This is a genomic window from Streptococcus sp. 10F2, assembly GCF_054331515.2.
Genome location: NZ_JBTGGE020000014.1, coordinates 1 through 19,949, shown reverse-complemented (window position 1 = coordinate 19,949; position 19,949 = coordinate 1). Strand labels below are relative to the sequence as shown.

Here is a 19,949-nt window from a genome sequence, read left to right as displayed (position 1 = left end):
GTGCAAAGCCTCAAAACCTTCTATGTAGTTAATCCGGAACCTCATCAGATCCAAATGAACTGAATAAATATACTTTTTAAGATATTTTAAAGCAGATCTTCTACCTAGATGGCAATTAGGGAATGAATTTTGTGGTATAAAATAGCATTGTCCTTAATTCTATACTTTAAAGTTATCCAACTTAGAAACTGTCTGGATACGTTACCTATCAAACTAGGGTTTTACTCCTCATATACATAATGTATAACTTCAAAAAAACTAAATATTTTTAAATTTGCAACAATATCGGTATTTACCTTGCTAGCAACATGATAGAACTTACCGAAATTTTAAGAAATCTAATCTTTTTTCAAGACTATATCCTCATAAACCATTAATAATCTACGTCTACTTGTTCACCAATCCGTTGAAAAACACCTTCTATAAAAATTTTTGTCATAAGTATACAGTGATAATTGAATTTCAAATGCGTTATACCAATATCAAAAGTGGAACCAGCTATCTAAGATTCTAATTTTTTCCATAGTGATTATTACAAGTGACATTAACTCTCGTACTATAATATTAACACCAAATAAATAGTTCTGTTAAATCAGTTGCAGCCGCCTTTTTGGTTAACTATTGATGTAATTGTGTTTTCGTAGTACACAGCATAAACCTGTATATATTCCGATAATCCTTTCACAAAGAAATCCTCTGTCTCTAAAAAATTCACCACTCTTCTTTGAGGAATCCAACTCAATCCCAAATTTTTCTTGTAGACAAGTCTTTTTTCTCTCTAACCATACCGGATCAGAACCGTCCACCCACGTTACAACAAAATCAATTTTCTCCTGCGTCATTTCTCTCCAATTCTTATCCTAATTCTTCTTCCACTACCTGTAAGGCACGTTCGATCACGACATGCATATCATAATATTTATAATCTGCTAAGCGACCGCAAAAAATAACGTTAGAATTTTTCTTGGCTTCTTCCAAATACTTAGCATAAATAGCATTGTTGGTAGCGTCATTAATTGGATAATAAGGCTCATCTCCTCGTTTCCAATCCGCAGGATATTCACGAGTAATCACTGTTTTTTCTTGCTGACCAAATTCAAAATGTTTATGTTCAATGATACGTGTATAAGGAATCTCTCGCTCAGTATAATTCACGACAGCATTACCTTGATAATTTTCCATATCTAAAACTTCATGTTCGAAATTAAGACTGCGATATTCTAACTCACCATGTTTGTATTCAAAATATTGATCAATCATACCTGTAAACACAACCTTACGGGCCGATGCTTCCAGCTCACTACGATTTTCAAAAAAGTCTACTTCAAGTTCAACTTCAATGCCCTCTAGCATGTTTTCAACAATAACATTATAACCACCAATAGGAATTCCCTGATAAGTATCATTAAAATAATTATTGTCAAATGTTAGCCGAACAGGAAGGCGTTTGATGATAAAAGGTGGTAAATCCGTCGCAGAACGTCCCCATTGCTTCTCTGTATATCCCTTAATCAACTTTTCATAAACATCTGGACCAATTAATTTAATCGCCTGCTCTTCCAAGTTCTCAGGTTCTTTATCCTTCATAAACTCTGTTTGTTCTGCAATCTTTGCCTGAACTTCTGCAGGAGTCTTTGTTCCCCAAAGAGCATAAAAAGTATTCATGTTAAAAGGTAGATTATACAACTGCCCCTTGTAATTAGCAATTGGCGAATTTGTATAACGATTAAACTCTACAAATTGATTCACATAATCCCAAATCCTCTTATTAGAAGTATGAAAAATATGAGCTCCATACTTGTGGACATTAATCCCCTCTACATTTTCACAATAGATATTCCCACCAATGTGATTCCGCTTATCAATGACCTTAACTTTCAACCCCCGCTTAGTTGCCTCATGAGCAAAAATAGCACCTGAAAGCCCTGCTCCTACAATAAGATAATCGTACATAATAAATCTCCTAAAATTCTACAAACGAATCATACATCTGATTATTGGAATTCTGTCTAAAATGGCTGAAATTACAAAACTAATTAATAATGTCATTATAAAAAAATTAACATAGGAAAAATAAAAATCAAAATTGATAAACTTTTCCACAACTTTCATCACATAAGTATGTACTATAAATACTCCCATAATCAGTGAAGATAAATACTGTAAAAATGAAGTAAACTTTTCTTGTACTTTAACATTTAGCAATACAACAAAAATTCCAATACTAATTATTTTGACAAATATATCATCATAAAAGAACTCTGCATATAAACTGTGATGAATGTACTTAGCTACAATAAAGAGATATATTGGTGATAAAACAAAAGCAAGTATCACCACGAATTTAACTATCAGATTGTCCAACTTTTCTACTACTTTAGAGTTGATATTACCTATAAAACCACCCATTAAATAGTAAAAATACCATGTCCAAAGTCGAAAACTTTGAATTACATAAGACTGTATCGCTTGATTAAATAAAATATTAGAAATTTGAAATACAATCCCTATTAACATAAGAAAAAAGAGAGTATTTCTATATTTTCTAGAGTTCGTTAAAAACTGTTTTACCATGGGTAGAGTCAAATAAATAATAATTAGAGCACCAAAAAACCAAAATTGACTAAAGTAACCTTTTTGAACAAGAGATCCTAGAATAGTTTTAAATGGATTAACAGTAAAATCTCGTTTAAGCACCCAAATAACAATATTCCAAAAGGAAACCGAGAAAACAATCAATTTCAACTTATTAAACACATACGAATAGCTTAGATTCTTCTTACCCAACAAAAAATAACCATTAACCATAAAGAAGAGAGGGATAGAGTATGTCCCTAAATAATACAAGTAGGCACTAATATTCCAACTCTCCGTTGTCTTAAATCCACCAATCATTGTATGTAAGCTGACAACACCTATACATGCCATCACCTTCAACAAATCTAATCCCATATTTCTTTCAGACATTAGAATATTTTTTCTCCAAACTTTCCTTAATCTCTTTTAGATTTATGACTTTTAAAAGTAAAATAAGCAAAATATAAATAACTAAACCAATTAAACTATCTAAGACTACATTAATAGTCGGTTTAAACCTAGTCAATACCTGAAAACAACTTACAACTCCGTACATTAAGATAGATGAAATAATAATTTTAATCATTGTAGACAAAATTATTAAATCTTTTATATATTCTCTTGTAAAGAAAAGTTGAAATACCCAAACTAAAAATTCAGTTAAAACAGATACAATAGCTGCTCCAATATAGCCCAAAGATGGAATTAATACTAAATTCAATCCCACACTGATAAAAGCAGGTATAATCGTAGAAATCATAAACTCTCTATTTTTATTATGCGGAATGAGAATCTGAATTCCCATGATATTTGTCCATCCGATAAAGAATATACGAAAGATCATAATGGCAATTGCATAACGTGCATCTTGAAAATCATCTCCTAAGAAAAAACTAACAAAGTCTGAATTAATTAAGAGCATTCCAGTAATCAATGGAAAAATAATCAGATTATAAGCTTTAAAAGCCATGTCAAGCAGTCTATTAGCTGCTTTTTCATCTCCATCAGCTAATAAGTTCGATACCCTTGGTAACATGACGCTTCCTAAAGAAGTAACAATAGTCAACAATATATTTACAATTTTCAAAGCCTGATCATAAATTCCGACATCCTGAGTCGATGACAATGCTCCCAACATGGTTCTATTAAGGGTCGCATATAAAGAAATAGCGACCTGAGGAAGAAACAACAAAATGACCGGTTCTAAATGCTTTTTTACATTTTCCCAATCGAAATGAAATCTACCAATATAGCTCCTAGCTGGTAACCACATACTCAATTGACCTACAAACTCAAAAAAAGTCAATAAAAATACATATAGGTACAAATCAGTATCTGATCTAATAAAGAGAAAGATAGAAATGACCCCCAGAAGTTTAACCGTCATATTTCGAGCTGTTATTCTTCTAAAATCCTCTAAACCTTGAAACAACCAGGAAATATCCAATCCTCTTGAAATAAGATTAATAGTCAGTAAAAAAGCAACTGGATGATGCATCTGAGGAACTCCGATAATGAGAACCATATAAAATAAAACAGATAATAATGAAGTTATAAACTGAAGCTGATATATTGACCAAAATGTCGATGAAATCTGATTCCTATTTTGGGAAATCATACGTGTTCCATAATTAGCAACACCTAACCCAGCAAGTAGCAAAAAATAGGTTACAATAGAATTATAAAAACCATAAATTCCTAAATCATTGGAAGAAAAAATTCTTGTTATATAAGGCGTTGTAATAATCGGAAGTAATATCAGTAAGATTTGATAAGATAAGTTATAAAGATAATTTTTTACAAGTCTCACACTGTCCCCCCTTCTACATAGAATAGACACTTATGCTCATAAATATAATTATAAATTATAAACATAGTCTGCAGCAATCGAACTCAAAAATGCGTAATTATTCAGTTAATAGTAATTAGTAATAAAAATTCTAGGAACTTCTGTTGGTTTCTTTAATATAATCCAACACTATTTCCATCTTCCCCAAAATCCCGTCCAATCACAAAAGTTAATTCAAAACCAATTAAAAGTCTATCTAAATTTATCTTAATCATATTCTTACCTTGCCCTTAGGACACTAACGACAAGGAGTAGTAGAATTTCTCAACAAATAATCTAATAATCTTGACAAACCTATTCTTTCTATAATAATGTTGGTTTAATTCATTTACTAGCTCCTAAACCTTTCATATCCTTTTAATTTATCCATAACTCGATTATAAAGAAGGCAAAGTTTATACTGTCTACATTTCAGTAATTTCCGAAAAATAATATATCGATTACCGATAGCATAATCTAATGCATTACTACGAAACGCTTTGTGAAAATCGTTTGTTTCTATCGTCTCCTTAAGTAATTGAGAAGCTTTTTTTAAAGAATATGTCTTATTTAACCATAGAGGGCCAAAATAACGGTCGATATACACTGTCATTGCTTTTAAAATAATCATATTTTCTAATAACTCTTTGTTAGAAGATTCCGGATATAACGTCAATAATTCACGTACCTTATTGACAAAAACAATTTGACCCTCTAAATTTTTATCATTGTAAAACATTAAACTATGACTACCATTAACATTATAAAAATCAACAGAAGATAAATGAACATTTTCTGCTTTTGTCAATGCTGTAAAATTAAATAAAATATCCTCTGCAAACGACAAACTCGTATTAAATCGTAATTCATTATCAGAAATAAGTGCAGTTCTGAAGAATTTTCCAGCCACACCAGGGTGAATTTTATAATGACCAATTGAAAAATTATTTTTAAAAACTTCTAACTTCTCTTCTTTAGAAATATCAATATACTTCAAATCTCCTTCAAGTTTTTCCACATCTGTGAATAAAATATCAAAGTCTTTATCACATTTAAGAAAATCATCTAAAAAATTTTTTTCGTATAGGTCATCACTATCCACAAAACTCAGATATTCACCATTTACATTATCTAATGCTGTATTACGAGCCGTACTCACACCAGCATGTTCATTTTGAAAAACTTTTAAATTAGAAAATTTTGCTTGGTAGGACTTTAAAATTTCGACCGTATTATCCCTAGAACCATCATCAACGCATAAGATTTCGACTGTTTTACTATGATCTCCTATTGAATCAATTAAGCTGTCTAGTGTCTGAATAAGATACTCTGATGAATTATACGTCGGCATAATAAAACTTAACAAAAACTCCGACATTCTATTCTCCTTTTAATAATTGGGGTCTACTCTCTTGCCCATCTTCTGAAAAATACCATCCCAGAATCCTCTCCAAATAATTGGCATATTATTTCTGAAATGACGGTGACGAAGAGCAAGAACAATATGATGAGCAATCAAAATAAACGGACTTAATTGGCGAACTTTCCAGTTTTTTCCATAACGCTTATCAAAAATAATGTTATTCCGAATCTTATAGTAATTACGCCAATTATAGGGTTCTATTTTTTGAATAGCATTAGGATCTGATTTAACTGCTAGTTGACGATGTAATTGTGCTTTTGTCGCAAAAATAATATCTGAATGCTCTTGTAAGCGTTGAGCAAAATCAGAATCATCATATTCAATAAAGAAACCACTATCAGGGATACCAACTTTACGAAGAAGATTCATCTCTACAACTGGACCTTCAAATGGCATATCGACGACTTTTACAGCATCATCTATAAACGGACCTGAAATTTTTATCTTTCTCATTTCAGTCCAAAACTTATGATAATTTTCAAAATCAAAATCAACACAAGCCTTATCATCAAAATTTTCATCCGTTCGATTTGGAATTCCTACCAAAGAACCGTTCAAAGTCATCTGATTCATAATCTCACTCAAACAATCTGGCTCAGGAAATACATCATCATCCATAATCCATACATAATCATAATCAAGTTTTGAAATCAAATCAATACCATTTGCAAAACCACCTGCACCACCTAAATTGGCATCATTTAGATAGTAATAGAAATCTCTTCCATCTTTTTGAGTTTTATATAGTTTTTTTTCTTGAATAGTATTATCTGTTGTAGCAAGATAGCCTAAATCCATTAAATCCTGTTCAGTAGAATCTGTAGATTTATTATTAAAAATCAAAACACCAGAAACTTCTTGATTCTGACTTAAAATACCTTTCAAAGCTTTTTGCAGATATTTTGAACGATTATAAGTGACAACGAGTGCACAAACTGAAGTCATAAGTTCTCTCTTTCTTTCATTTCTCAAAACAACTTTTCTCAGGTAGCAGTTTATCCATAGTAACAATAAAATCTGACATCACTAATTCCTCATCCTGGATATTAAAGCCATCATTGACACATAGAACTTTGTATTTTTGAGATAGCAATAACTTCCAAAAATCTTCATTTGCATTATCTAAGGAGACCAATGCACCTAAGTTTGTATCACCAATAGCATATTGTCCGCTTGCAATCTGCCAGTATTTAAACAACCAAACATTAGTATCTGAAGGGCTTCTAAATCTACTAGCAGAGGTTTTTTCAAGCACTTCCTTCTCTAAACTCCAAACTAAATCAAATGTTGATTTTAATAACGGATATGGTAAGTGACTTTCCCAAAAACCACAGATAAATTTACTATTCCTATACATCAAACTTTTAATGACTTGTTTGACTCCTTGCTTTAGAGATAAAAATTTTCCATTTTTCAAAATTTCATTACGCGAAAAATAACTGGTCACAATTTCCATATCATTAATTTGAAAATGACCAGTTCCATAACGCTCTGGAATAATGGGGGATAAAGCAGTGTTATACTTAGGTAGACCATCCTCAGAGAAAAAATCTGTCGGAGAAACAGGAGCGGTCAAATACATATCATCATTAAAAAAGACAAAATGCTCTGATAAACCAGATATATTATGAATATTACTTTCAATAGGATTGGCAGAAAAAACAGGAAGATATTTATTATCAATAATCTCTTTATGATCTACCACAACCAATTTAGAACTAGTTATATCTAGCCATTCTGGACTCTGGTTATCTGTTACTAAATATACTTTATTAACCCAAGGAGCAAATTTCTCAACTCCCCTAAACCAATACTTAAACGTCCCCCATTCTCGATAAGCTTTTTGGGAATTCATACTATTCTTTGAAGTATTAATAGAGCTATCAAATTTTGACTTCTTTTCACGCCATATAGGATCACTACCATCAACCCAAGTTACAACAAAATCGATAGCAAATAATGTATTCATTTTAATCTTTCCTATACCTCCATGCAAAAACATAAGGTTTTACTTTTTTTTTGATGCTTTCAATCATCGTTCATTTCCAATCTCTCTATACAATGTAGAAAAATTCCCAATATAGGATTGAAGGGAGAACTGCTCTAGCTGTCGCTTCAATGATGTCTCCCCAAAGGCAGCCAATTTATCAGGATTTTCCAATAACTCTTTCATCGACTCTGACAGCATGGTTGGATTTCTTGGTTGAGCCAGGAGACCATTTTGACCCTCGGCAACCATTTCACAGACACCTCCATGGCGATAACCCACAACAGGTTTCCCAGATGCCATAGCCTCCAAAACAACAGTTGGCAGTGGATCTGGATTGGTACTTGGCAGGACAAACAAGTCAAAGAGATTATAGAGTTCTTGAGGCTTATCATAATAGTCAATACGCTTAATCTGATCTGCATAACCGGAATCAGCAATAGCGGCATCCAGTTCTTCCACGCGCCATTCTTCACCTTCAAAAGCGGAGCCTGCAAGAAAGGCCAATCGCTTCTTATCTTCTTGTAAAAGTGGAAGAACAGCTTCCAGGAAATCACCTTGGCCTTTCCAGGCATTAACACGACCAATCATCCCGATAACCGTTTGCTCTTGAGCGATTCCAAAATGCTCCCGAATCTTTCGACCATCCATTGGTTTATAAATCTCATTATCAACCCCATTATAGATGACCTGAACCTGCTCAGATTTAATCGATTTCGATTTTAGTACATGGTCCGCCACTGCTTGTGACACCGTGACAATTTGATTCGCGTAACGCCCCATCAGGAAGTTGATGAAGTCTGAAATTTGTTTCGGTTTCACAATAATTTCATGCACATGCCAAATCAAAGGAATTCCCAATTTCTTTTTCAGATAAATCCCTTCCAAGACAGCTGTTGTATTATTATGAATAACATCAATCTTATGATTTCGAGCGTAATCCACTAATTTTTTGGAAAAACGACGATAGGAAGTTGTGTAATCGAGAATCCCTTTTGGATTAAAGTACTTCCGTCTTAAAATAGGGTAGGGAATAACATCCACATGAGCCTCAACTTGCCTTAGAGCCTCTACTAGTACCCCATCATTGGGCAAAATAACATGGGCTTCAAATTCGGTTTTATCAAGGCGTTTAATCAATTCGAGGAGAACCTTGTCGGCCCCATACATTTCTGCTCCAGCGTGGAGGTACAAAATACGTTTCATTAGCTTTCCTTAAACAAGTTCTGATAATCTGTAACAATCTTCTCCCAAGTAAAGGCTTGGGCAATACGCTGACTAGAAGCTCGATCGGCTTCCAAAATATCTTGATCTGTAAGAGTTTCTGCCTGATCAATCGCTTGATCCAGAGCTTCTTTTTGCCAATAAATTGCAGCCTCTTGACCAACTTCACGGTTAAAGCCAACATCCAATAGGAGATTAAGCTGAGTGGAAGCTAGAGCTTCTAGCAAGGACGGATTGGTCCCTCCCACTTCGTGACCGTGGAGATAGGCATAGGCGTGTTCGCGGATATACTTCAATAAATCTTGGTCATAGACTGTACCCACAAATTTAATCCGAGGATCTTGGTCGAATTGGGTTTCTGCTAGAAGTTTATCGTAAAATTTATTGGTTTCAACATTTGTAATCAAGACAAAATCTCGATTGGTCTTGGATTTCATAAATCCACGAATCATAGCTTCATAGTTGTTTTCTGGCACAAAACGACCAACCACAAGATAGTATTGTCCCTCTGTAACACCTTTTTCCGCAAACCATTCCCGCACCTTGGCAGCATCAGGAGCAAGTTTAGACTTACTGGTCTCTGTTCCATATGCGATATAGGTGGTCTGAGGTTGGTATTGGGAATAATCCTTCTGAATATAGGACTCAATATTCTGACTATCACAGACTAGAAGGTCGGCGTGTTTTACCATGAGACTTTCAGACAACTTCCAATAACGGCGTACAGGATAAGACCACTTTGCACGTAGCCACTCATGTCCATCTGGATTGACAAACAACAAGCCACCTAATTGATGAATTTCTTTTTTAAGTCCTGCGATAAAAGGACCTATCCGACAGGCTAATACATAGAAAATTGGGGCCTGATCTTGATTGTCCTTGGCCATCTGAATGGCTTTTTTTAGAGCTTGAATATCATAAGCAATGGCTCTAGCTGGGCCAATCTTTGGAACATCAATATTAAAACAGGTTGCTCCATTATGCTCAAATGTATCTTGCGTAATTCCTGATTTAGCAGAGTTTTCTCGCATACAGGCAACATAATATTGGATAGCAGAATCCGTTTGAAATTCTGTTAATTTTTCAACAAAGGTTTCAAAGCCACCATATTTAGCAGGAATTCCTTTGGAACCGATAATATAGACACTTCTTTTCATGTTAGCTTCCTACTTCGCTCCATCCCCAAAGGCAACAACCTTAAAGGTTTTGAGCAGAATCTTAATATCATCCAGAATGGTCCAGTCTTGGATATACTCGACATCCAAAGCGACCACGTCTTCAAAATTCGTAATCTCACTACGTCCACTGACTTGCCAAAGACCTGTAATTCCTGGCTTAAAGCTCAAACGACGCTTATGAGCAGGCTTGTAATCTAAGAACTCCTGCTTGGTAGGTGGGCGTGTACCGACCAAACTCATATCCCCTCGTAAAACATTATAAAACTGTGGCAACTCATCCAAGCTGGTCTTGCGGATAAATTGTCCAATAGGGGTGATACGGGGATCGTTATCCATTTTAAACATGCCCCCCTCCATCGTGTTGTGGGCCATGAGTTCTTTTTTTCTTTCTTCTGCGTCCATATACATGGAGCGATATTTATAAAATTTAAAGATCCGGCCATTGCGACCAACGCGGTCCTGAGCAAAAATACCGGGGCCACCATCTCGGCGAATAAGGGGATAGAGAACCAAGCCGACTAGTCCACAGATAAAAAGCCCTACTAGAGCTCCTGCTATATCAATCAGTCGCTTAAGGATCAAATGACTCGTCTTGTGGAAAGTCGGGGCATAGGTCGTAACCGGAATCCCAGCCACACTTACTTCCCGCTTCAGTCCATCTAGGTAAGTATAGCCTGGAATCGCAACGTGAACTGTCATTCCCATCGTTTCAAATGCCTGAATCCAACTTGTAACCTCAGGAACTTCTTCTGGGAGATAAATCAATACCTCATCAACAGTAGCCCTCAAAGCAAATTCTAACAAATTGGTCGAACTTAGCTGCCCCTCTTCTAAGTTTTCCTGAGGCTGATCAAGCAAATAACAACCATTTAGGGTATAGTTGACCTTCTCCAAAGCCTGCCTTAACATCTCAAAGCGATCAGAGTAAGTCATTAATAAAATAGATTTTGGTCCGATTGTCTCCGAAGTGGCAAGAACAGCTGACAACCAGTCAGGATCCTGATCTAACTTGTCTGCACTCATAGTGACTCCTATCTGAAATTTCTTTTTCTCGTAACGTATCTATAACTAACTTATTGTACCATAAATTCAGCCATAATTCTTACCCTCTGCCCTAAAATATAAAAAAGGCTCAATAATTGAACCTTCTTATTTATGCCCTTCCATCACCGAGTCACATACCGACTAACAGGGTAATCTGCTGGATCTAAGTCGCCTATTTTCCCTAATATACCTAAAGCAAGCTCTCGTCCCAACAAAGGACCAATGGTCAGACCTGTCGAACCAAGACCACTAACAGTCCAAACATGAGCTTGGTCTGGTAGCGGACCAAAGAAAGGAGAATAGTCACTGGTATAAGCGCGAATACCTACCCGAACTCCCGTGGCTTGATAACTGTCGATAGCGGGGTAGTAGGGACGCATTTGCTCCACTAGCTCTTGGAGAATTTGGGGTTCTTCCTTCAAATCAAAACCTTTGTCATTCTCATGGCTAGCACCCAAACTCAATTTTCCATCCTTGAAGGGAATCAGATCTGCTTCCCCCTCAGGTATAACCACAGGATAGTCATCGGTTTCAAGCTCCAATTGATAATCTAGGATCTGTCCCTTCTGTGGACGGACATCGACCTGGTAACCCAGTGGCTCCAGTACTTGCCCTAGCCAAGCTCCTGTAGTCAAAAGAATCTTGTCATAGAGCTGTCCATCAATCAGGATTTGATCCTGACTCCAACTCAATTTCACCTCTTTACGAATAGGTTCTAGCCCTGCAGCCTGTAAGAGATCTTCCACAAGAACACCGCCATCCACACGTGCTCCACCACTAGCCCAAAAAGCTCGATCAAAACCAGTGAGGCCAGGAAAACGCTGTTGAACCTGTTCTTGCGTCCAGAACTCTAACTCTCCCATCAGAGGTGAATCAGGTTTTTTAGCCAGTGCTCGTTCCATAACTTCATCCAGATATTCTTCTTTTTTCTTCAAAACTAAAACACCGGTCTGCTCATAGGCTTGACTGGGCTTATGAGCTTGAGCTAAATCCTCCATCAAGCGTGGATAAAAATCGGCACCTAAACGAGCAAGTCGGTACCAAGCCTTATTCCGACGGCGAGAAAACCAAGGGCTGATAATGCCAGCCGCAGCTTTACTTGCTTGACCAACTCCATAGTCGTATACAGTGACCTCAACCCCTTCTTCTTGACTAAGATAAAACGCTGCAGTAGCACCGACAATACCGGCACCAATAATGGCTACACGTGTCATACTCTCTCCTCTCAAAAAGGTTTGGCCTTGCGGCCAAACCTAGTTTTACTCTTCTTCTTTCTTATCAGCGAATCCCGCTGGGACTGCAGAGACTTTAGGAAGGGTTTTCAGTTCTGCTTGAGTTTCTTCTCCAGCTTCAACCACTTCTTCATCCATCTCAATGATAATCTCTTCTTCTGGTGTAACAGCTTTTTTCACCTTAGCGACAACTTCTTCCTTGCTCCCAAATTTTTCGGTCAAGGTTTCCACTTGTTTTTCAGAAAAAGCTTTGACATCATCAACAACAGATTGAACGGTAATATCTCCGGACTGTACGCCATCTTTAAACTCAGCATAGCGTTGAGCCACGGTTTGACCAAACTCATTGGCTACCTCGCTCACTTTTTCCTTGGTAGCTTCCGGGTTTTCTTGATAACCAGCATACCATTCTTTTGCTTGTTGAGCTACTTCTTGTCCTTTTTTACTTTGAACAAAAAGAGCTGCCGCAGCACCTGTAGCTGCTCCTAATAAAAGTGATGATAATTTCCCCATAATTACTTACCTACTTTCTTTTTTGAACCCAAGCCCGAAAGAGCTGTTCGTAGCAATGTCCGACTCACAGCAGAACCGACTCCACCACCTGTAGCAACAGCTTTGTCACCAAGGTTACGGGCCGAGCTATTCAAATCTGAGACCGTCTCAGAAAGATCTGCTACAGCGACAAAAAGTGGATTGATGGTTTCCATTTTACCAGAAACATCATCGGTTAGCACATTGACCTTGGCCATCAGTTCATTAACCTGGTAAAGGCTAACATTGACATCCGTTGTCAAAAGCTTAATCGTTCGATTGGTCTCATCCACTGTTTTTCCTAATTTGTGAATAAAGATTGTTAAATAAACAAAGAATACCGCGAGGGCCAAGCCCACAAGGGTAAATGCAATTTCTACCATTAATCTCTCCTTCTTCTAAGATGCTTGATACCAAGCAAGTTGCTGATGTTTACGTCGGTAAATCCAAAGTCCGATGCCAAGGGCGACGATTGCTAGAGAAACGACTTGCGAAACTCGTAAGGGACCCAAGTACAAGCTATCGGTCCGCAATCCTTCAATAAAGAAACGCCCCAACCCGTACCATATGAGATAAAACAAGGCAATCTCACCCTCTTTAAAAAGCTGAGGTTTATGGCGTAAAGTCATCAGTAGGATAAAGCCCAAGGCTGTCCAACTAGATTCCATCAAAAAGGTTGGCTGACGGTAGGCACCGTCGATCAACATCTGATTGGCAATCCAACTTGGTAGATAATCAAGGTTATCAACCACAGCCCCGTAGGCCTCTTGATTGGCAAAATTCCCCCAACGCCCTAATGACTGAGCAAGCAGAACTCCGGGTGCAGCAATATCCAAAAAAGTCCAAGCCGATAAGAGATGACGGCTAGAATACCAAATAAGGAATATACCGCCAGCAATCAGCCCCCCATAGATAGCAATCCCACCATTCCAAATGGCTAGAATTTCTTCTGGGTGCTCCTGATAATAAGACCATTGAAAGAGGACGTAATAAATGCGCGCGCCAATAATCCCAATCGGAAATCCCCACAGAACAAAATCTAAAATTAAGTCCGGATCCCAGCCCTTGTGTTTGGCTTCTCTCATAGAAAGCAGAACTGCTAAGACTAAACCACTGACAATGAACAGGGCATACCAGCGAATACTAAAGGGACCAATTTCTAGTGCAGTTGGATTCATTGGTCACGCTCCTCATTTTCCGCAATAAGACGGGTCAGCCGATCTTCAAAGGTCTTTGTAGCATCAAAGCCCATTTCTTTGGCCCGGTAATTCATGGCTGCTGCTTCAATCACCACTGAGATATTACGACCTGTCTTCACAGGAATTCGAATTCGAGGAATCCGAACCCCAGCTATTTCAAATTCTTCAGGGTTATTTCCCAAACGGTCAAATTGTTTGTTGGTATCATAATTTTCCAAATAGACCGATAACTGCACCTGAGAAGAATCTTTCACCGCACTAGCACCGTAAAGACTCATAATATCAATGATACCAACTCCACGAATTTCTAAAAGATGGCGTAAAATCTCCGCAGGTTCTCCCCATAAGGTCATCTCATCTCGTGGATAGATGTCAACACGATCATCCGCCACTAAACGATGCCCCCGCTTCACCAATTCTAAAGCAGTCTCACTCTTTCCAATTCCAGAATCACCTTGGATAAGAACCCCCATCCCATAAATATCCATGAGAACTCCATGGACACTGGTGCGCTCTGCTAAACGGGAATCTAAATAGTTGGACAGCTCTCCTGATAAGCGACTTGTTGGGGTAGCTGAACGAAAGACTGGTACTTGATTCTCCTCTGCTACCAACAATAGTTCATCGGGAATGTGCAGTCCTCTAGCCACAACCACTGCTGGGGTTTCATCCCGCAACATATTTTTTAAAACCTGGTAACGATTGTGAGTCGTCATATGGCCTAAATAAGACCATTCTTTCATCCCAATCAATTGAATCCGCTCTGGAGAGTAATAATCAAAATACCCCGTCATCTCAAGACCAGGTCTTGAGATATCCCCCGTTAGAACCAACTTGTCTAATAATTCTTCAGGGCCATAGATACGCTCCAAGCGGACCTTCTCCATCACGTCTCTTACTTTGACAGCCATGGCAACCTCCTAAATGTCTCTGCCCTTATTATAGCACCTAAAGAAGCTTGTGACAATTTTCCTTCCCCTAAAAAGAGCAGGCTGGGCAATGCCCAGCCTCTTACGAATCTTAAAACAGGACAATCAGTCCAGTAAATCTTTCACAGACTCGTTTACCAAGTCCAATCATCTTCTTCAACTGCCTGAGCATTTTTACGACGGCGACCATCGCTATAAGTTACCTCATCATGCTCGATTAAATCTTCTTTATAAGGCAAAATCACAGAAAGTAAAATATAGAGAAAAAGTGCCACTCCCCCTGGGGTTGCAAACAAGAAAATAGCAAAGAGTACCCGCGCTAAAGTTGGGTCCATCTGATACTTGTCAGCCAATCCGGCCAAAACACCACTAACAATTTTCCCTTTCCGCATTTTATAATAGTTGGTCATAATAATCCCTCACTTTCTACTCCTAGTATAGCAAGTCATCCGTTCTACAACATCAGCCTTGAGTCTGATTTGCTTGATCCTGCAATCGTCCCCCGCAAGAACCACAGCGATAGCGATCCAGATGAATACGGCGCTGACGCTGGAAAGATAACCCACAACTACGACAACTATAGGTATGCAGCCGTCGATTCTTGGGTGGCGGTGCATATCGCAAGCCGTCCACCTCCTTTAAAAGACGCTTGAAGTCCGCATCTCCATGTTTGTAACCTTTATTTTCAAAATAAAGATGGTAGTGGGTCAATTCATGACGAACAACTTGACGAAAAACGGCTTCCCCATATTCCTCCAATATTCTAGGGGAAAAGTCCAGGTGACCATCGTGGGGAAAAAATCGGCCGCCCGAAGTGCGAAGCCGTCGATTCCAGACAACCCGATGCCGAAAGGGTTTACCAAAATCCTCTAGTGAAACTTTCTGAACATAATTAGTTAGATCCATGATCCTCTACCATGGTCAAGCTAATCCGATTCTGAGGCACCTGAACATCCAAGACCCAGACTGTGACTAAATCCCCAACGGACACTACTTGACTCGGATGCTTGACAAACTTTTTACTCAACTGCGTAATATGAACTAAACCATCCTCGTGAACTCCGATATCTACAAAGGCACCAAAGTCTACAACATTCCGTACAACACCTTCTAATTTTTGACCTGGTTTTAAATCCTTGATATCCAACACATCTGATCGCAATTGTGGGCCCGCAAAAGAATCCCGTAAATCACGACCGGGCTTCAGTAAATCTTGAATGATATCTTCCAAAGTGAGAGGACCAATCCCCAGTTCTTCTGCCATATCTGAAATATTGAGACTCACGAGCTTCTTCTTAGCTTCATCTCCTAAATCCGCAATCGCCAATTTCTCAAAAAGTTTGGTCACCACAGCATAATTCTCTGGGTGAACTCCTGTCCGGTCGAGTACATTGACCGCATCAGGGATTCTCAAGAAGCCTGCTGCCTGCTCAAATGCCTTGGCACCGAGACGGGGAACTTTTTTCAAATCCTTCCGACTAGTAAAAGCCCCCTCCTCTTGGCGATAGCGGACAATATTTTCTGTTAAGGTTTTATTCAAACCAGACACATGGCTCAATAAAGCTGGACTAGCAGTATTCACATTAACTCCAACTTGGTTTACCACTGTTTCAACTACAAAGTCTAACTGTTCTCGTAATTTTTTCTGACTCACATCATGCTGGTATTGACCTACTCCAATGGACTGGGGATCAATCTTAACCAACTCTGCTAGTGGATCTTGCAGGCGGCGAGCAATGGAAATGGCTGAACGTTTTTCGACCGGTAAATCTGGAAACTCTTGCCGAGCCAATTCACTAGCTGAATATACCGATGCACCACTTTCATTTACAATGACATAAGATACTTCTGGAAATTCTTGTAACACCTCTGCTACAAAGGCTTCACTTTCACGACTGGCTGTCCCATTTCCGATGGCAATAATTTCAATCTTCCAGTCAACAATCAGCTGGCTCAGACGCTCTTTAGCAGCCTCAATTTCGGAGGCCTTAGCAGGTTTAACGGGATAGATGACTTCTGTAGCCTGAAGGTCTCCAAGCTGATCTACAACAGCGAGCTTAGCCCCAGTTCTGAAGGCAGGGTCAAAACCGAGGACCATCTTACCTTTCAGTGGAGCCGTCAATAGTAGGTGACGGAGATTCTCTGAGAAGAGCTCAATCGCTCCTTCTTCCGCCACTTCTAACATTTCCGATTTAACCCGACGTTCCATTGCAGGAAGCAAGCGTTTTTTCAAACTCTCGTCCACCACTTGAGCCAAGAGTTCCGTTTTCTTAACAAAGCGAGCTAAGAAAAAGCGTTGCATCTTGTCCAGTTGGTGATCGAATTTAAGGCGAAGAACTCCTAGTTTTTCACCACGATTAAGTGCTAACAGTCGGTGAGGCGGTAGGCTAGAAAGACTTTCGGAAAAGTCATAGTAATTTTCAAAGACCTGTTTGGGATCCTTGTCCGCTTCTTTTAACTGACTGATTAGGCTTGAATTATCGCGGACTTCTCGGTAGAGCCAGGCACGGAGACCGTGATTTTCGGAAAGAGCTTCGATGGCAATCTCCTTAGCTCCTTCAATAGCTGCCGCCGCTGTCGGATAGGCCTCAGAGGTCAATGGTTCTGCAGCGGCTTCCAGTTTATCAGCACCTTGAAAAATCAGGCGAGCAAGTGGTGACAAACCTGCCTCACGAGCAAGGCTAGCCTTGGTTTGTTTTTTCTCCTTATACGGGAGATAGAGTTCTTCCAACTCCGTCAGTTTCTCTGCGGCCTCAATGGCAGATTTCAGTTCTGGGCTAAGTTTTCCTTGTTCTTCAATTTTCCCCAGGATACTCGCTCTTCGTTCATCCAAGGCTGTCAAACTAGCCATTCGATCGGCAATCGTCTTGATTTCAACTTCATCTAACCCTTTGGTTTTATCCTTCCGATAACGAGCAATAAAGGGAATCGTTGCTCCTTCAGCAAGAAGGTCCAAAACAGTCTGAACCTGTGTTTGAGTAATCGTTAATTCTTCTGCAATTCTTGTGATATTTTTATCCATAGCTTTAAGTATAGCATAGGCCAGACAGTTTGGATAGAACCTGCCTCGTTCCGTTTCAAAAAGTTCTAAACCTCTTCAAGTTCAGCAATATGGTATAATTTTTTAAAACACAGAAAGAGGTTATTTATGCCTGCCAAAGCCATCATTACTATTTTTGGTGCCAGTGGAGATCTGGCCAAACGTAAACTGTATCCAGCCCTATTTCGTCTTTTTAAAGCCGGCAAACTTGCAGATGATTTTGCCGTGATTGGAGCATCTCGTCGTCCTTGGCCTAAAGAACAATATGAAGCTGTTGTTCTGGAATCTATTCAAGATTTGGTGACCGACTCCGAACAAGCACAAGAATTTGCTTCTCGTTTTTACTACCAAAGTCACGATGTCACCAATGTTGCGGACTACCAAAACATCCGTGCCCTCCAAAACCAACTTAATGACCGTTACCGGGCAGACAATAACAAACTCTTTTTCCTGTCTATGTCCCCTCGGTTCTTTGGAACCATCGCCAAACACCTCAAGTCTGAGAATATCATTGATGGACTTGGTTTTGAGCACTTAATTATTGAGAAACCTTTTGGGACCGACCTAGAATCTGCTTGCCTCCTCAATGAAGAACTCATGGATTCCTTCCGTGAAGATCAGATTTTCCGCATCGACCATTATTTAGGCAAGGAGATGGTGGAAAACATTTATGCCTTGCGGTTCGCTAATCCTATTATCGACCGAATCTGGGATCGCCACTCCATTCACAATATCCAGATTACTCTAGCAGAACAGCTCGGTGTCGAGGAACGTGGAGATTATTATGACCAATCCGGTGCCCTTCGGGATATGGTGCAAAACCATGCCCTACAGATTCTATCCCTTTTGACCATGGATAAACCCCATTCCTTTGGCAAGCATGATATCCGAGCAGAAAAAGTCAAGGTATTCCAATCCTTGCAAAAACCCACTCCAAAAGAGCTAGCTAGCCATTTTGTACGAGGGCAATACACTGTAAATCAGGATCTTGTTGGTTACCGGGATGAGCCACAGGTTAATCCTGAATCCATGACTGAAACCTACTTTGCCGGCGTTTTCTTTATTGACAGCGACCGCTTCCGCAACGTCCCTATGTTTATCCGCACTGGTAAACGCTTAGCCGAAAAAGCAACACGAGTGGATGTTGTCTTCAAACAGGAAGAGACCATTTTCGACGAAAAATTAGAGCCAAACGTTTTAACTCTCTACATCCAACCAGAAGAGGGAATCTCCTTTAGCTTCAACCAAAAAGAACCAGGCTATGATTTCAAAATTCAACCGCAAGCCATCAGTTCTTTTGACCGCTTAGAAGGTCCTGAAGGCTATGAGAAACTCATCTTTGAAGCCCTTCAAAGTAACTCAGCCAACTTTAGCCACTGGCATGAGGTGAAAGCTAGCTGGAAATTGATTGACCGAATTGAAGAAAGCTGGCGTAAGGAGCAAAGTCCACTCCACTTCTATCCAGCCGGTTCCCATGGCCCCGAAGCTGCCGATCAACTCCTAGCCCAATTTAATACCAAATGGATTTGGTAATGTAAAAGGATTCGCGTTGCGACTCTAAGAACGTAGACAAACATCATTTTTGGTGTTTGTCTTTTTTATAGTCATTTAGTTTTTAAATAGTATGTTATCGCATCAGTTATAGAGTCCATTTTACGAAGTAATTCTGTAACTGATTTTTTTAAAATAGCCCAGCTTTTTTCAATAGGATTTAATTCTGGAGAATACGGTGGTAGAGGTAAAAAGAAATGACCAGC

Annotated in this window: 19 protein-coding genes and 1 pseudogene; 1 reads left to right on the top strand and 19 read right to left on the bottom strand. The window is 38.8% G+C overall.

From position 1 onward, the window contains the following. Nucleotides 1–614 precede the first annotated feature (614 nt). The 18 genes from ACXM1Q_RS04260 to ACXM1Q_RS04175 all read right to left on the bottom strand — a co-directional run bounded on the left by ACXM1Q_RS04260 (nt 615) and on the right by ACXM1Q_RS04175 (nt 18,174). Nucleotides 615–842 carry a Stealth CR1 domain-containing protein gene (locus ACXM1Q_RS04260; RefSeq protein WP_458516490.1) on the bottom strand — a complete coding sequence of 76 codons (228 nt, stop codon included), beginning with the start codon at nt 840–842 and terminating at the stop codon, nt 615–617. A gap of 13 nt (nt 843–855) precedes the next feature. Continuing rightward, nucleotides 856–1,953, bottom strand: a complete 1,098-nt coding sequence (gene glf / locus ACXM1Q_RS04255; protein WP_458516488.1) for a UDP-galactopyranose mutase — start codon at nt 1,951–1,953, stop codon at nt 856–858. Between the two features lie 18 nt (nt 1,954–1,971). Then, nucleotides 1,972–2,967, bottom strand: coding sequence for an acyltransferase (locus ACXM1Q_RS04250; protein ID WP_458516486.1), 996 nt, complete (start codon nt 2,965–2,967; stop codon nt 1,972–1,974). After that, on the bottom strand, nt 2,960–4,387 hold the full coding sequence (locus ACXM1Q_RS04245; protein ID WP_458516484.1) for a flippase: 1,428 nt from the start codon (nt 4,385–4,387) through the stop codon (nt 2,960–2,962). The genes ACXM1Q_RS04250 and ACXM1Q_RS04245 overlap by 8 nt, the downstream gene beginning before the upstream one ends. A gap of 370 nt (nt 4,388–4,757) precedes the next feature. Continuing rightward, nucleotides 4,758–5,783 carry a glycosyltransferase family 2 protein gene (locus tag ACXM1Q_RS04240; RefSeq protein WP_458516482.1) on the bottom strand — a complete coding sequence of 342 codons (1,026 nt, stop codon included), beginning with the start codon at nt 5,781–5,783 and terminating at the stop codon, nt 4,758–4,760. Nucleotides 5,784–5,795: 12 nt separating this feature from the next. Beyond that, entirely contained in the window at nt 5,796–6,773 is a 978-nt protein-coding gene (locus ACXM1Q_RS04235) for a glycosyltransferase family 2 protein (protein WP_458516480.1), read from the bottom strand. Nucleotides 6,774–6,789: 16 nt separating this feature from the next. After that, nucleotides 6,790–7,797 carry a Stealth CR1 domain-containing protein gene (locus tag ACXM1Q_RS04230; RefSeq protein ID WP_458516478.1) on the bottom strand — a complete coding sequence of 336 codons (1,008 nt, stop codon included), beginning with the start codon at nt 7,795–7,797 and terminating at the stop codon, nt 6,790–6,792. A 63-nt stretch (nt 7,798–7,860) separates the two neighbouring features. After that, nucleotides 7,861–9,021: a glycosyltransferase family 4 protein gene (locus tag ACXM1Q_RS04225; RefSeq protein ID WP_458516476.1), complete on the bottom strand. Its 1,161-nt coding sequence runs from the start codon at nt 9,019–9,021 to the stop codon at nt 7,861–7,863. Beyond that, nucleotides 9,021–10,196: a beta 1-4 rhamnosyltransferase Cps2T gene (gene cps2T / locus ACXM1Q_RS04220; protein ID WP_458516474.1), complete on the bottom strand. Its 1,176-nt coding sequence runs from the start codon at nt 10,194–10,196 to the stop codon at nt 9,021–9,023. Before cps2T ends, ACXM1Q_RS04225 begins: the two co-directional genes overlap by 1 nt. A gap of 9 nt (nt 10,197–10,205) precedes the next feature. Beyond that, a complete protein-coding gene (locus ACXM1Q_RS04215) occupies nt 10,206–11,240 on the bottom strand; it encodes a sugar transferase (protein ID WP_458516472.1) in 1,035 nt (344 codons plus the stop codon). A 143-nt stretch (nt 11,241–11,383) separates the two neighbouring features. Next, on the bottom strand, nt 11,384–12,475 hold the full coding sequence (locus ACXM1Q_RS04210) for an NAD(P)/FAD-dependent oxidoreductase (protein ID WP_458516470.1): 1,092 nt from the start codon (nt 12,473–12,475) through the stop codon (nt 11,384–11,386). A 45-nt stretch (nt 12,476–12,520) separates the two neighbouring features. Beyond that, the gene (locus tag ACXM1Q_RS04205; protein ID WP_458516468.1) at nt 12,521–13,006 is read right to left on the bottom strand and encodes a YtxH domain-containing protein; all 486 of its coding nucleotides are present in this window, start codon (nt 13,004–13,006) and stop codon (nt 12,521–12,523) included. Nucleotides 13,007–13,008: 2 nt separating this feature from the next. Continuing rightward, the gene (locus tag ACXM1Q_RS04200; RefSeq protein WP_458516466.1) at nt 13,009–13,407 is read right to left on the bottom strand and encodes a DUF948 domain-containing protein; all 399 of its coding nucleotides are present in this window, start codon (nt 13,405–13,407) and stop codon (nt 13,009–13,011) included. A 15-nt stretch (nt 13,408–13,422) separates the two neighbouring features. Next, nucleotides 13,423–14,202, bottom strand: a complete 780-nt coding sequence (lgt, locus tag ACXM1Q_RS04195) for a prolipoprotein diacylglyceryl transferase (protein ID WP_458516464.1) — start codon at nt 14,200–14,202, stop codon at nt 13,423–13,425. Then, complete coding sequence (gene hprK / locus ACXM1Q_RS04190) at nt 14,199–15,134, bottom strand: HPr(Ser) kinase/phosphatase (protein WP_458516462.1); 936 nt, start codon at nt 15,132–15,134, stop codon at nt 14,199–14,201. Before hprK ends, lgt begins: the two co-directional genes overlap by 4 nt. A gap of 152 nt (nt 15,135–15,286) precedes the next feature. After that, on the bottom strand, nt 15,287–15,562 hold the full coding sequence (locus tag ACXM1Q_RS04185; RefSeq protein WP_458516460.1) for a PspC domain-containing protein: 276 nt from the start codon (nt 15,560–15,562) through the stop codon (nt 15,287–15,289). A gap of 52 nt (nt 15,563–15,614) precedes the next feature. Next, nucleotides 15,615–16,058, bottom strand: a complete 444-nt coding sequence (locus ACXM1Q_RS04180) for a SprT family protein (protein WP_458516458.1) — start codon at nt 16,056–16,058, stop codon at nt 15,615–15,617. After that, on the bottom strand, nt 16,045–18,174 hold the full coding sequence (locus ACXM1Q_RS04175; protein ID WP_458516456.1) for a Tex family protein: 2,130 nt from the start codon (nt 18,172–18,174) through the stop codon (nt 16,045–16,047). The genes ACXM1Q_RS04180 and ACXM1Q_RS04175 overlap by 14 nt, the downstream gene beginning before the upstream one ends. 126 nt (nt 18,175–18,300) lie before the next feature. Here ACXM1Q_RS04175 and zwf point away from each other — a divergent pair, with 126 nt between their 5' ends. Continuing rightward, nucleotides 18,301–19,725: a glucose-6-phosphate dehydrogenase gene (zwf, locus tag ACXM1Q_RS04170; RefSeq protein WP_458516454.1), complete on the top strand. Its 1,425-nt coding sequence runs from the start codon at nt 18,301–18,303 to the stop codon at nt 19,723–19,725. 142 nt (nt 19,726–19,867) lie between these two features. Here zwf and ACXM1Q_RS04165 read toward each other — a convergent pair. After that, a pseudogene (locus ACXM1Q_RS04165) lies at nt 19,868–19,949 on the bottom strand (transposase); the annotation flags it as partial.

Bases quoted from the DNA above. Each gene is read 5' to 3' on its own strand.
- ACXM1Q_RS04260 (WP_458516490.1), bottom strand. From the start codon at position 842: ATGACGCAGGAGAAAATTGATTTTGTTGTAACGTGGGTGGACGGTTCT.
- glf (WP_458516488.1), bottom strand. From the start codon at position 1,953: ATGTACGATTATCTTATTGTAGGAGCAGGGCTTTCAGGTGCTATTTTT.
- ACXM1Q_RS04250 (WP_458516486.1), bottom strand. From the start codon at position 2,967: ATGTCTGAAAGAAATATGGGATTAGATTTGTTGAAGGTGATGGCATGT.
- ACXM1Q_RS04240 (WP_458516482.1), bottom strand. From the start codon at position 5,783: ATGTCGGAGTTTTTGTTAAGTTTTATTATGCCGACGTATAATTCATCA.
- ACXM1Q_RS04235 (WP_458516480.1), bottom strand. From the start codon at position 6,773: ATGACTTCAGTTTGTGCACTCGTTGTCACTTATAATCGTTCAAAATAT.
- ACXM1Q_RS04230 (WP_458516478.1), bottom strand. From the start codon at position 7,797: ATGAATACATTATTTGCTATCGATTTTGTTGTAACTTGGGTTGATGGT.
- ACXM1Q_RS04225 (WP_458516476.1), bottom strand. From the start codon at position 9,021: ATGAAACGTATTTTGTACCTCCACGCTGGAGCAGAAATGTATGGGGCC.
- cps2T (WP_458516474.1), bottom strand. From the start codon at position 10,196: ATGAAAAGAAGTGTCTATATTATCGGTTCCAAAGGAATTCCTGCTAAA.
- ACXM1Q_RS04215 (WP_458516472.1), bottom strand. From the start codon at position 11,240: ATGAGTGCAGACAAGTTAGATCAGGATCCTGACTGGTTGTCAGCTGTT.
- ACXM1Q_RS04210 (WP_458516470.1), bottom strand. From the start codon at position 12,475: ATGACACGTGTAGCCATTATTGGTGCCGGTATTGTCGGTGCTACTGCA.
- ACXM1Q_RS04205 (WP_458516468.1), bottom strand. From the start codon at position 13,006: ATGGGGAAATTATCATCACTTTTATTAGGAGCAGCTACAGGTGCTGCG.
- ACXM1Q_RS04200 (WP_458516466.1), bottom strand. From the start codon at position 13,407: ATGGTAGAAATTGCATTTACCCTTGTGGGCTTGGCCCTCGCGGTATTC.
- lgt (WP_458516464.1), bottom strand. From the start codon at position 14,202: ATGAATCCAACTGCACTAGAAATTGGTCCCTTTAGTATTCGCTGGTAT.
- hprK (WP_458516462.1), bottom strand. From the start codon at position 15,134: ATGGCTGTCAAAGTAAGAGACGTGATGGAGAAGGTCCGCTTGGAGCGT.
- ACXM1Q_RS04185 (WP_458516460.1), bottom strand. From the start codon at position 15,562: ATGACCAACTATTATAAAATGCGGAAAGGGAAAATTGTTAGTGGTGTT.
- ACXM1Q_RS04180 (WP_458516458.1), bottom strand. From the start codon at position 16,058: ATGGATCTAACTAATTATGTTCAGAAAGTTTCACTAGAGGATTTTGGT.
- ACXM1Q_RS04175 (WP_458516456.1), bottom strand. From the start codon at position 18,174: ATGGATAAAAATATCACAAGAATTGCAGAAGAATTAACGATTACTCAA.
- zwf (WP_458516454.1), top strand. From the start codon at position 18,301: ATGCCTGCCAAAGCCATCATTACTATTTTTGGTGCCAGTGGAGATCTG.